10 protein-coding genes are annotated in these 12,166 nt (G+C 50.8%); 5 read left to right on the top strand and 5 right to left on the bottom strand.

All coding sequences use genetic code 11. The features are described 5' to 3' along the window. Window positions 1–75: 75 nt before the first annotated feature. On the bottom strand, window positions 76–1,911 hold the full coding sequence (gene edd, locus ACTHTJ_RS05460) for a phosphogluconate dehydratase (RefSeq protein ID WP_070583567.1): 1,836 nt from the start codon (window positions 1,909–1,911) through the stop codon (window positions 76–78). A gap of 481 nt (window positions 1,912–2,392) precedes the next feature. Here edd and zwf point away from each other — a divergent pair, with 481 nt between their 5' ends. From zwf to pgi, 5 genes are all read left to right on the top strand, one after another. Continuing rightward, window positions 2,393–3,838, top strand: a complete 1,446-nt coding sequence (gene zwf, locus ACTHTJ_RS05455; protein WP_070583566.1) for a glucose-6-phosphate dehydrogenase — start codon at window positions 2,393–2,395, stop codon at window positions 3,836–3,838. Window positions 3,839–3,901: 63 nt separating this feature from the next. Then, on the top strand, window positions 3,902–4,597 hold the full coding sequence (gene pgl / locus ACTHTJ_RS05450) for a 6-phosphogluconolactonase (protein WP_049322098.1): 696 nt from the start codon (window positions 3,902–3,904) through the stop codon (window positions 4,595–4,597). Further along, window positions 4,578–5,558: a glucokinase gene (locus ACTHTJ_RS05445; RefSeq protein ID WP_039861966.1), complete on the top strand. Its 981-nt coding sequence runs from the start codon at window positions 4,578–4,580 to the stop codon at window positions 5,556–5,558. The genes pgl and ACTHTJ_RS05445 overlap by 20 nt, the downstream gene beginning before the upstream one ends. 77 nt (window positions 5,559–5,635) lie before the next feature. Then, on the top strand, window positions 5,636–6,484 hold the full coding sequence (gene hexR / locus ACTHTJ_RS05440; RefSeq protein ID WP_004519348.1) for a DNA-binding transcriptional regulator HexR: 849 nt from the start codon (window positions 5,636–5,638) through the stop codon (window positions 6,482–6,484). A gap of 143 nt (window positions 6,485–6,627) precedes the next feature. Then, window positions 6,628–8,271 carry a glucose-6-phosphate isomerase gene (gene pgi, locus ACTHTJ_RS05435; protein ID WP_070583565.1) on the top strand — a complete coding sequence of 548 codons (1,644 nt, stop codon included), beginning with the start codon at window positions 6,628–6,630 and terminating at the stop codon, window positions 8,269–8,271. A 52-nt stretch (window positions 8,272–8,323) separates the two neighbouring features. Here pgi and ACTHTJ_RS05430 read toward each other — a convergent pair whose 3' ends face one another. The 4 genes from ACTHTJ_RS05430 to ACTHTJ_RS05415 form a co-directional block, all read right to left on the bottom strand. Continuing rightward, window positions 8,324–9,424 carry an NnrS family protein gene (locus ACTHTJ_RS05430; RefSeq protein WP_070583564.1) on the bottom strand — a complete coding sequence of 367 codons (1,101 nt, stop codon included), beginning with the start codon at window positions 9,422–9,424 and terminating at the stop codon, window positions 8,324–8,326. 295 nt (window positions 9,425–9,719) lie between these two features. Beyond that, window positions 9,720–10,334 (bottom strand): CadD family cadmium resistance transporter, encoded by a 615-nt coding sequence (locus ACTHTJ_RS05425; RefSeq protein ID WP_036491903.1) that lies wholly within the window; start codon window positions 10,332–10,334, stop codon window positions 9,720–9,722. A 312-nt stretch (window positions 10,335–10,646) separates the two neighbouring features. Then, window positions 10,647–11,339, bottom strand: coding sequence for an ATP-binding cassette domain-containing protein (locus tag ACTHTJ_RS05420; protein WP_210389034.1), 693 nt, complete (start codon window positions 11,337–11,339; stop codon window positions 10,647–10,649). Continuing rightward, the gene (locus ACTHTJ_RS05415; protein ID WP_070583560.1) at window positions 11,339–12,136 is read right to left on the bottom strand and encodes an ABC transporter permease; all 798 of its coding nucleotides are present in this window, start codon (window positions 12,134–12,136) and stop codon (window positions 11,339–11,341) included. Before ACTHTJ_RS05415 ends, ACTHTJ_RS05420 begins: the two co-directional genes overlap by 1 nt. Window positions 12,137–12,166 lie beyond the last annotated feature (30 nt).

The raw sequence follows: 12,166 nt of genomic DNA, 5'->3' as shown, positions 1-12,166 counted from the left end.
GGGACTGTATCGTAATAGGGTCGTTAACATGGTTTCAGACGGCCTGATTGTTTTAAAAGGCCGTCTGAAAAGGGTTTAGGCAAATTCGCCGCCGAAGCTCATGGCACCGGTTTCTGCGCTACTGGTTATGCTGCGGAAGTTGGCGAAGAGTTCGCGGCCGCAGCCTTGTTGGTTTGCGCTCAAATCGATACGTTCGACTTCGCGAGCGTTCCATTCGGCTTCGTTGATCAGGACGTTGAGTTCGCCGGTAACGGAGTCGAAGCGGATCAGGTCGCCGGTACGGATTTTGGCGATATTGCCGCCCATCAAGGCTTCAGGCGTCATGTGGATGGAAGCCGGAACTTTGCCAGACGCGCCGGACATACGGCCGTCGGTCAGCAGCGCCACTTTGAAGCCGCGGTCTTGCAGAATGCCCAAAGGCGGGGTCAGTTTGTGTAATTCGGGCATACCGTTGGCGCGCGGGCCTTGGTAGCGGACAACGCAGACGAAATCACGTTCCAACTCGCCGCGTTCAAATGCGGCCAATACTTCGCGTTGGTCGTTGAACACGATGGCGGGTGCTTCAATGATGCGGCAACCTTCGCGCACGGCGGATACTTTAATTACGCCGCGTCCGATGTTGCCTTTCATCAGGCGCAGACCGCCGTCTGGGGAGAACGGGTTGTCGGCTTTGCGCAGGATGTCGTCGTTGCCGCTGGTTTCGGGGGCTTCTCGCCATTCGAGTTTGCCGTCGATGAGGAAAGGCTCTTTGGTGTAGTGGCGCATACCGTGTCCGACAACGGTATCGACATCGTCGTGCAACAGGCCTGCGTCCAGCAATTCGCGGATAACGAAAGGCAGGCCGCCGGCAGCGGTAAAGTGGTTCACGTCGGCTTTGCCGTTTGGATACACACGAATCAGCAATGGGATGATGGAAGAAATTTCGTCGAAGTCGTCCCAGTTCAAAATCACGCCTGCGGCACGCGCCATGGCGACGAGGTGCATGGTGTGGTTAGTCGAGCCGCCGGTTGCCATCAGGCCGATCAGGGCGTTGATGAAGGATTTTTCGGTCAACATTTCGCCCAATGGTTTGATGGTGCCGTTTTTAATGCCGCGTGCGAGGTGTCCGGCAGCGTAGCGGGTCAGGGCTTCGCGCAGGTCGGTATATGGGTGGACAAAGGCGGCGGCAGGCAGGTGCACGCCCATCATTTCCATCATCATCTGGTTGGAGTTGGCGGTACCGTAGAAGGTACAAGTACCCGGGCTGTGGTAAGAGCCCATTTCGCTTTCAAGCAAGGCGTCGCGGCCGACTTTACCTTCGGCGAAAAGCTGGCGGGTACGGGCTTTTTCTTTATTGCCGATACCGCTGGACATCGGGCCTGCCGGAACGAAGATGCCTGGAATATGACCGAAAGACAAAGCGCCGATCATCAAGCCGGGAACGATTTTGTCGCACACACCCATAAACAGGCTGCCGTCGAACATTTGGTGCGACAGGCCGATGGCGGTACTCATGGCAATCACATCACGGGAAAACAGCGACAATTCCATACCGGCATAGCCTTGCGTGATGCCGTCGCACATGGCGGGCGTACCGCCGGCAACTTGCGCGGTCGCGCCGTTTTTCTGCGCTTCGTCTTTAATTTGATCAGGGAAGTCTTTAAACGGCTGGTGTGCGGAAACCATGTCATTGTAGGCAGTGATGATGCCTAAGTTGGGGACGGTTTCCTGAAGCATTTCGATTTTGATGCTCTTAGGCATGGAGGCATAGCCGTGTGCCAAGTTGCTGCAGCCGAGCTGGTTGCGCTCTAAGCGTCCCATCTGTTTGGCGCTGCGGATTTTCGCCAGATACTTTTCACGCGTCGGGCGGCTGCGCTCGATGATGCGCTCGGTAATTTCGGCGAGTTTCGGGTGAATAGGAGTGGGGTTCATGTGCGGTCTCCTGGCTAAACGATATGATAGGGATTTTGTTTGCGCGTTTCTGATTTTTGTATTGGGTATGTTTCAGACGGCCTTGAGCTGTGGGAATGAATAATATGGGCCGTCTGAATATTTGAAGATTTCTCTTCGAAGCGTCTGCGTATTATAGTACAAAATCTGTAATTTTGTTACAAAATAATTTACTAAGTGGAAGAAATTTGATTTAAATCGAGGTATGGTCAATTCGTAAAACGATGGGCTGTAAAAGTCATCAAACTTTTATGTTAAATCAAACAATTTGTAAAAATGAGAATAGACAAAATCTGTAGCCATGTGTAGTATTACTACTCATTAGCCCGCTTGTTTGAAATTTTGGTGCAGGCGATTGGTTTTTTACTGCTTATTGCTTAAAGGCTTTTGATTTTAATCGATTTTTATAGATGACGACAGTCCAAAAGTTTTGAAGCAAGCTTCCTCAACGAGAGATGAAACGATGAGTACACAGACAAATTTTGATTTGGTGTTGTTTGGCGCGACCGGCGATTTGGCAATGCGTAAACTTTTGCCTTGCCTGTATCAGGCGCATGTAGCCGGTTTGCTTCATCCCGAAGGTCGTATTTTGGGCGTAAGCCGCAGCGAATTGGATACCGCCGGCTTTTTGGCCAAAGTGGAAACGAATTCTAAAATCCATGTCAAACAAAACTTCTCAGAAGAAGCGTGGGCATCGTTTATCCAACGTCTTGAGTATTTGAAAGTCGATGTGACAAAGAAAGAGGACTTCATTGCTTTGGGCGACTTGGTAAAAGCGCGCAAGAATACTGAAAATGTCGTGATCTACCTCTCAACTGCACCGAAATTTTTTGCGCAAGCCTGTGAAAACCTTGCTGAAATCGGTTTGAATGCCGATAACGTGCGCGTGGTTTTGGAAAAACCGTTGGGTACGGACTTGGCTTCTTCCCAGCAAATCAATACCGATGTGGCCCGTTATTTCAAAGAAGAGCAAATCTACCGTATTGACCATTATTTAGGTAAAGAAAGCCTGCAAAACCTGCTGGCCTTGCGTTTTGCCAATGTGATGTTCGAGCCTTTGTGGAACAACAAATATATTGAAAGCGTACAGCTGACCATCGCCGAGCAGTTGGGCGTGGAAGAACGCGGCGAGTTTTACGACATTACCGGCGCATTGCGCGATATGGTGCAAAACCACTTGATGCAAATGCTTTGTATGACTGCGATGGAAGCGCCGGCAAGCTTGGATGCCGATGCCGTACGCGACGAGAAAGTGAAAGTCATCAAATCGCTGAAACCCCTGACCATCGAATCCGTCAACGAAAATGTTATTCGCGGCCAATATGTTGCAGCAAAAGGCATGAACGGCTATCTAGAAGAAGTCGATGTACCGAAAGACAGTTTCACTGAAACCTATGTCGCCATCAAAGCCGAAATCGAAAACGAACGTTGGAAAGGCGTACCTTTCTACCTGCGTACCGGCAAACGCATGGCAGGCAAAGTGGCGGAAATCGTGTTGAACTTCCGTCCGCTGCAAAACCATATTTTCGACAACAGCCAAGCCGCGCCGAATCGTTTGGTTATTGAACTACAACCGACCGAATCCGTCCGCCTTTACACTCAAGTAAAAACCCCGGGTGCAGGCAACAAAGTCGAAGTGACACCGATTGGCGTGGACTTGGGCACAGCCGTAGAGGGTCGCCGCGCTGAGGCTTATGAGCGTCTGCTGCTGGACGTGATTAACGGCAAACTCGCTTTGTTCAACCGTCGCGATGAACTCGAAGCCGCTTGGGAATATGTGATGCCGATTTTGGAAAACTGGGCGAACAATACAACGCCTCCACATGCTTACGAAGCCCATTCTTGGGGTCCTGAAGCTGCGCGCGTGCTGTTGGCCCGTGACGGTAACAAGTGGCACGAAGAGCAATAATATTTCTTTCAGACGGCCTTGTTTTCTAACAAAAGGCCGTCTGAAACCATGAAAGGACGAAACATGTTTGTTTGGCACGAACAAGAAAACGCTGCAACTGCCGCGCAAGCTCTCGCCGATGCCGTTGCCGCTGCATTGCAAGCCGCGTTGAATGAGAAAGGCCATGCAGTTTTGGCCGTTTCCGGTGGTCGTTCGCCGATTGCGTTTTTCGAGGCTTTGTCGCAAAAAGATTTAAATTGGCAAAATGTCGGCATCACATTGGTGGACGAGCGTATCGTTCCGACCACGCATGCCGACAGCAATACAGGCTTGGTACGCGAATATCTGCTCAAAAATAACGCGGCCGTTGCTACATGGATTCCTGTTGTTGAAGATGGAAAGTCTGAAACTGAATTACAACCTGAAGTTGTCGTTGCTTACGCATTGAAACATTACAAGCAACCTGACGTGCTGGTGTTGGGCATGGGTTCAGACGGGCATACGGCGTCGTTGTTCCCTCAAGCGCCTCAATTACAGGCAGCAATCAATGAAGCCGATGACCCGACATTGATTCATACTACGCCGGTTACCGCGCCGCATGAGCGCGTAAGCATGACTTTGGGTGCGATTGCCAAAACGCCGAATGTGTTTTTGGCTATTCAAGGCGCAGAGAAAAAAGCAGTATTTGATAAAGCCGCCGCAAGGGCCGATACCGAATATCCGACCAGTCTGATTCTCAATCACCAAGGAATTAACTGCCATGTCTACTATGCACACTGAAGCTTATCCTCGTTTGGTTGCCGATATCGGCGGTACGAATGCCCGTTTTGCACTTGAAACTGCACCACAGGTCATTGAAAAGGCTGAAGTCTTGCCTTGCCAGGATTACGACACCATTGTCGATGCCGCCAAAACTTATTTGGAACGCGCAGGCAGTCCGAAAGTCTTGCACGCCGCCTTTGCGATTGCCAATCCGATTTTGGGCGACTGGGTGCAGATGACCAACCACCACTGGGCATTCTCCATCGAAACCACCCGCCAGGCTTTGGGTTTTGAAACGTTGATTCTGTTGAACGACTTTACCGCCCAGGCTTTGGCGGTAACAAAAACCGATAAGAAAGACTTGATACAAATCGGCGGTCAAAAACCAATCGAATTTGCGCCTAAAGCCGTTATCGGTCCGGGTACCGGTTTGGGTGTCAGCGGTTTGGTGCACAGCGCTGCCGGCTGGGTAGCGTTGGCAGGCGAGGGCGGCCATACCAGCTTCCCGCCGTTTGACGATATGGAAGTATTGATTTGGCAATACGCTAAAAACAAATACGGCCATGTTTCTGCCGAGCGTTTCTTGAGCGGCGCAGGTTTGAGCCTGATTTACGAAGCATTGGCTAAACGCGACAATATCAAACAATGCCGTCTGAAGCCTTCTGAAATCACCGATAAGACATTGAGCGGAACATCGCCGATTTGCCGTCAGACTTTGGATATTTTCTGCGCCATGCTGGGTACGGTTGCTTCCAATTTGGCTTTGTCATTGGGTGCGCGCGGCGGCGTGTATTTGTGCGGCGGGATTATCCCGCGCGTGTTGGATTACTTTAAAACGTCTCCATTCCGCAGCCGCTTTGAAAACAAAGGCCGCTTTGAAGCTTATCTTGCCGCTATTCCCGTGTATGTCGTATTGAGCGAATTTCCGGGCATCGTCGGCGCGGCGGTCGCATTAGACAATCATTTAAATAACGTTTAAACACACAAACGGCGGTGCAGGGCAGGGGGTGGAAAAAACCCTTGTCCTGAACGTCAAAAAATCAAAGGGTAGAGTATATGTTAAGCAAAATCAGCGAATCATTGTCCAACCTCTCCGGCGCAGAACGCAAAGTTGCCGAATCTGCGCTGGCCGAGCCGAAATGGTTCGTTCATGCCGCTGTGGCGGAAATCGCCGAGCGTGCATCCGTCAGTCAGCCGACTGTAATCCGTTTCTGCCGCAGCTTGGGTTACAAAGGCTTGCCTGAGTTCAAACTCGCTTTGTCTGCCAGCATCGGCCACGAAGGCATGCCTTACGTTCATGAAGAATTAAACGCCGATGACAACATGGGCAGCGTGGTCGAAAAAGTATTGGGCAATGCCGCAGCCTCCCTTTTGGGCGAGCGCCGCTTCCTGAAAGAATCCGAGCTTGAAAACGCGATTGCCATTCTGATGCACGCGCGACGCGTTGAGTTTTATGGTGTCGGCAACTCCGGCATCGTTGCCCAAGATGCGCAACACAAATTCTTCCGCTTCGGTATGTCCACCGTTGCCTATGTCGATACGCATACCCAGCTGATGGCGGCTTCCGTATTGACTGAGCAGGATGTATTGGTGGCGATTTCCAATACCGGCTCATCTATCGAATTATTGGACGCGGCCAGTATCGCCAAAGAAAACGGTGCAGCCGTTATCGCGCTGACCCGCAATGATTCGCCGTTGGCTCAAATGGCCGACTGCGTATTGAGCATTGCCACTCAGGAAAATGCCGAGCTTTATACGCCTATGGTGTCCCGCCTTCTGCAGCTGGCCGTTATCGACATTCTTGCCATCGGCTTGGCCTTGCGCTTGGGCGACACTGCCAGCACGCAACTGCAAAAAAGTAAAAAAAGCATACATAACAAGCACATCGAATACGATAAAGATTGATTCTTCACTGATATCTTCAGACGGCCCCAACCCACATCAAGGCCGTCTGAAACCTCAAAAAACGGAAACCACCCCGTTCCCGTTTCAGACGACCTCACGGCCGTTTTCTCAACAAAACTGTCCACTATCTAGGAGAGCATCCGATGAAACACCTTCACGATTTACCAGCTTGGTCAAAATTATGGATACATTTTGACGAAACCAAAGAACAACACATGCGCGAAATGTTCGAGCAGGATCCCGAACGTGCCGAGCGCTACTGGCTGCAGGTTGGCGGCCTGACTTTGGATTATTCTAAAAACCGTATCAACGACGAAACCATGTCGCTTTTGTTCGAGTTGGCTCGTGAAGCAGGCGTGCCGGAACGGATGCAGCAAATGTTCCACGGTGAAAAAATCAATACGACAGAAAACCGCGCCGTACTCCACGTTGCCCTGCGCAACCGCACCAACGCCCCTATCGTCGTGGATGGCGAAGATGTGATGCCTAAGGTCAACCATGTCCTGCAACGCATGGGCGAGTTCGCGCATGAAGTTCGCAGCGGCAGCTGGTTGGGCTATACCAATCAAGTCATTACCGACGTCGTCAACATCGGTATCGGCGGCTCTGACCTCGGCCCTCTGATGATGTGTACCGCGCTCAAGCCTTTCGGTCATCCGCGTTTGAACATGCACTTCGTCTCCAACGTGGACGGCTCCCAACTGCGCGATGTATTGTCCAAAGTCCACCCTGAAACCACGCTGTTCATCATCGCCTCCAAAACCTTTACCACCCAAGAAACCCTGACCAACGCCCTGACCGCGCGTAAATGGTTCTTGGATCATGCAGGCGATGAAAGCGCCGTGGCCAAACACTTCGTTGCCGTATCGACCAACCAAAAAGCCGTTGCCGAATTCGGTATCGATACCGCCAATATGTTTGAATTTTGGGACTGGGTCGGCGGACGATACAGCCTGTGGTCAGCCATCGGCCTGCCGATTATGCTGTATCTCGGCGAAGAAAACTTCATCGAAATGCTCAACGGCGCGCACCTGATGGACCAACACTTCATCAACACGCCGCTGGAGCGCAACCTGCCGGTTATCCTTGCCCTTATCGGCGTTTGGTACATCAACTACTACGGCGGCGGCAGCCATGTTATCGCGCCTTACGACCAACATCTCCACCGTCTGCCTAAATTCATCCAGCAGCTCGATATGGAGAGCAACGGCAAACAAGTTACCCTTGACGGTAAACCGGTCGGTTACGAAACTTCGCCGATTATTTGGGGCGAAACCGGTATCAACGGCCAGCACGCCTTCTTCCAACTGCTGCACCAAGGTACGCACATCACACCGATTGACCTCATTGCCTCTCTTGAAAAACGCAGCAATTTGCAAGGCCATCACGAAATCCTGTTGGCGAACGTTTTTGCCCAAGCCGAAGCCTTTATGCGCGGCAAAACGCCGGACGAAGTCCGCGCCGAACTCAAAGCCCAAGGCATGGACGAAGCGCGTATCGAAGAGCTGGTTCCGCACAAAACCTTCTCCGGCAACCGTCCGACCAACCTCATCCTCATGGACAAAATCAACCCGCGCAATATGGGCAGCCTGATTGCCATGTACGAACACAAAACCTTCGTTCAAGGCATTATTTGGGGCATCAACAGCTTTGACCAATGGGGCGTAGAGCTCGGCAAACAATTGGCCAAAACCATTCTTGCCGAATTGAACGGCGAGACTGAAGTGCAAAAACACGACAGCTCGACTACACGCCTGATTAATCTTTATTTGAACGCCAACAAATAAAGCATTTAGTTAAATGCCAAGGCCGTCTGAAAGTTTCAGACGGCCTTTTGTGTTATTCCGGATCATCCGTAAACGCATTATCCCGAAATATCGGTACAAATGTGAAAAGATAGAGTACGAATACGGCAGCGGTCAGAATCGCGGGGACAGTGATGAAGAAGATTGGGTTTACGTTCATCAAGAAAGCGCGCGAGACGGCGGCCATAAAGAGCAGGGGAACGGCAATGCGGCAGAGTTTCGGGTAGTCGAGTTTGGTAAAGCCGCTATGCCACAGTCCGGCGGTCAGCCACACCATCATCACGCCGCCCATCATGCCGCCGAGGGTAATCAGGTGTAATGGGGCGGAGGCGGGCAGATTTTGCAGTTTCGCCGCGCCTGTCCACAGATAGCCTGCAGCGGCAAAGAGTTGGAGCAGGTAATAAGTGCGGACGTAGTGTTTGCGCAGGAGTTCGTGATGGTGAAGTTCGCGCAGCTTGGCGAGCAGGATGAAGCCGACAGCGAGCGCGGTAAAACCGGCGGTCTGCGCGGGCAGCCAAAGTTCGGCGGCGGCGTGCAGCAGCAGGAAAGTAATGGCAATGTTTTTATAAACGATATTTGGAATAAAAACAGGGTCTTTCAGACGGCATTCTTTCAGGGCTTCCGCACCCAAAAGGACGCTGACGCGGACGGATACAAACATCACCGCCGCCATGTTCAGATGTACTTGCGCGCGCAACAGGTTTAATAAATCGCCAGTCGCGGCATAGGCCGTCTGAAAAACGGTAAACGCGGCAAGCAGCATTAAGAGGGCGAAGTTGTCAGTGTTGCGGTCGAGCCAAATCAGCCAGGCGCAGAACAGCAGCAACACCAGCCAATAGGCGGCAACGAAAAACGAGGCAGTTTGCGGCGAAAAGGGCAGTATGGCGGATGCGGCGAGCAATAATGCCGCCATCAAAGTAGCGACAGGTTTCAGACGGCCTTGATAGCCCGTCCATTCAAGCATAGCGGCAGTCAGAAAACCGCCGTATGCCGCAGGCAGCATGAGTTCTAAGAAAATTTGGCGGTGCAAAATGACGGCACTAGGGCTGATGAAAAACACCAACGCGCCGAGTATGGCAAGCACCGCCGCACCGACGAAAAACGGCCGCATAGGGTGGGTGAAAAATTTATTCATGGCTTGGCTTGATTCTGCATGAAGATGCTTTCGGATATGGATTTATTGGGCGGACAGGGTTGTATTTTTCGCCAAAGAGGCAGGCCTAAGGCTTGCTTACCCTCTCCCTGGCCCTCTCCCACGGGGAGAGGGGATTAAGCTGTCGAGCCCGAACATTTTCAGGTTTACCTGCCATCTGATTCCCAATCCTGCGCCCTCTGATTTTCAGAAACCTGATTCCCTCTCCCCGTGGGAGAGGGTTAGGGAGAGGGCAACGAACCGCAAGGTTTGTCAGATACTCAAATGCCCGTATCATTCATATTATTGATATTATTGTTTGAATTGTATTATTTTCAATAATAATAAATAACCCTAAACCAATATAAATAACAGCCATTATCCAACGACTAAACTTCTCTACAATTTCACCAACACCTGAAATATTAGCCAATCTTTGTGCTGTATATACTAAAACAAAAATCAATATTAAAAATACAAGAAGAGTAACTAATAAGTCGACAAGATCTAAAGTCACAAAGTAAGGAACAAAAAGTCCAATATTATCTGCACCACAACTAGCAACTGTAACCAAAGCAACAATACCGACTAATTTTGACAACCCTTTTTCATCCAATTCTTTTTTAGCTCTTTTTTCGCCCTCACAATCGTCGTAAATAGCAACTTTAATACCTAAGTAAATCGGTATTAAACCTAATAAACCCAACACCCATTTTTCCGGAACATAATGCAAAACAAAAGCTAGAAATAAACTAACTAATATTAAAATTACAGAACCTAAATATTGTCCGATATAAATATCTCGATATTCTTTTCTAGTATTTGCTCTAGCAAAAAATATTAATAGTATTACCAACAAATCTACTGCTGTAGCAATATATAAAACAGCAGCAGTAATCACAGTCGAAAACATAAAGCACCTCATAATGAATCCTCTGCCCCCTTGGCACCACGGCTTTTTCAAAAACCGAATCGCGTTCGGATAACAGATTCGTATCTTTCGCTAAAGAGGCAAGCCTGCGGCTTGCTTACCCTCTCCCTAGCCCTCTCCCACGGGGAGAGGGAATTGGGCTGTCGAGCCTGAACATTTTCAGGTTTACCTGACATCTGATTCCCAATTCTACGGCTCTCTGATTTTGAGAAACCTGATCCCCTTTCCCCGTGGGAGAGGGTTAGGGAGAGGGCAACGAACCGCAAGGTTCGTCAGATATTCAAATTTCCCTCATCACTCATAATAATGAATCCCCTGGAACTCCCTTGCCACAACGGCTTCTTCAAAAGCCGAATCGCGTTCGGACAGCGGCGTAGGCAGGGTAATCACGTTTTGCACGTTCATGCCCTTAGCGGAAAGCAGCATAATTTCATGGCTCAGGCGCGCGGCTTCGAAGCGGTCATGCGTTACCAGCATACACGCCATGCCCTGCTGCTCGATTTTTTCCACCAACATGGCAACCAAAATATCGCGCAAATCGCGGTCCAAACCGACAAACGGCTCGTCCAGCAAGGCAAGGTCGCAGCCGCACAGCAGCAGGCGCAGAAACGCCACCCGTTTCGCCATGCCGCCGGACAACTCGGTCGGATATTTGTTCAAATCGCCCGCCGTCAGCCCGACTTTCGCCGCCAACTCGATGATTTCGCCTTCATCGGGTTTGTCCATAAAAATAGCGATATTCTGCATCGCGGTCAAGTTTTCCGGCAGGCGGTTTTCCTGAAACAGAAACCCCGTTTTGCGGAAAGTATTGCGTATCGAGCCCGATTTCGGCGTTTCCAAGCCCGCAATCAACCGCAAAACCGTCGTCTTGCCACAGCCGCTCGGCCCGAACAAGGCTTTCACTTCGCCATGTTGCAGGTTCAAACTGAAATCGCGCACGATGGGGTCGCGGAGAATTTCAAAACGCACGTTTTCAAGACAGAGCATCATCTTCTCCACGGCATAAACAAAATTTCCAAAGGCTTGGTAATCAGGTATTCAAACAGCGACACAAACACGATGACCAACACCACATAAGCCATCACCGTCGAAGTCTCCAGCATCGCCCTCGCGTCCGCAATCCGCGCGCCCACGCCTTCGCTCGCGCCCAAGAGTTCCGCCATAATCACCACCTTCACCCCCATCGCCACCGCCACGCCGACACTGGAAATCACATAGCCCGTCAGATGCGGGATATACAGATAACGGATTTTTTTCAGACGGCCTAATTTATAAGCGTCAAACAATTCCTCATGCTGCTTGTTCACGCTCGCCATCCCGACCGCCGCACTCGCAAACGTCAGCGGCGCAACCAACACAATGATGGTAAACAACACGCTCGGATTGCCGAAACCGAACCAAAACAGAGCCATTACCACCCAAATAATCGGCGGCATCGCCAACAAAATCGTAATCACAGGCTTAAGCAACGCCATCGCCGTCTTAAAACTGCCTGCCACCAGCCCCGCCGCCAATCCCGCTACCAACGCAACCGAAATACCCACCACCGACCGCCACAGCGAAATCCCGATTTCGTTTTCCTGAAAATGTTTCAATAAATCCAATGATTTTTGAAACACCTCTACCGGCGCAGGCAGCATAAATTCGCCGAACACGGCGCTGCCCCACGCCCACAACGCCACCACCACCATCGCCACGCCCAGACCGGCAAAGCCGCTCCAAAGGTAGTCGATGATGTAAAACAGCGCAGGCTGAGGTTTGCGGATTTTATCGGTTTTAATCATGGTTTGGGTGTTGGTTGATGGGAATGGTTT

This window comes from Neisseria sp. P0018.S001 (genome assembly GCF_051957355.1).
Classification (GTDB): Bacteria; Pseudomonadota; Gammaproteobacteria; order Burkholderiales; family Neisseriaceae; genus Neisseria; species Neisseria subflava_A.
This window is presented reverse-complemented; position numbering and strand designations above follow the sequence as displayed.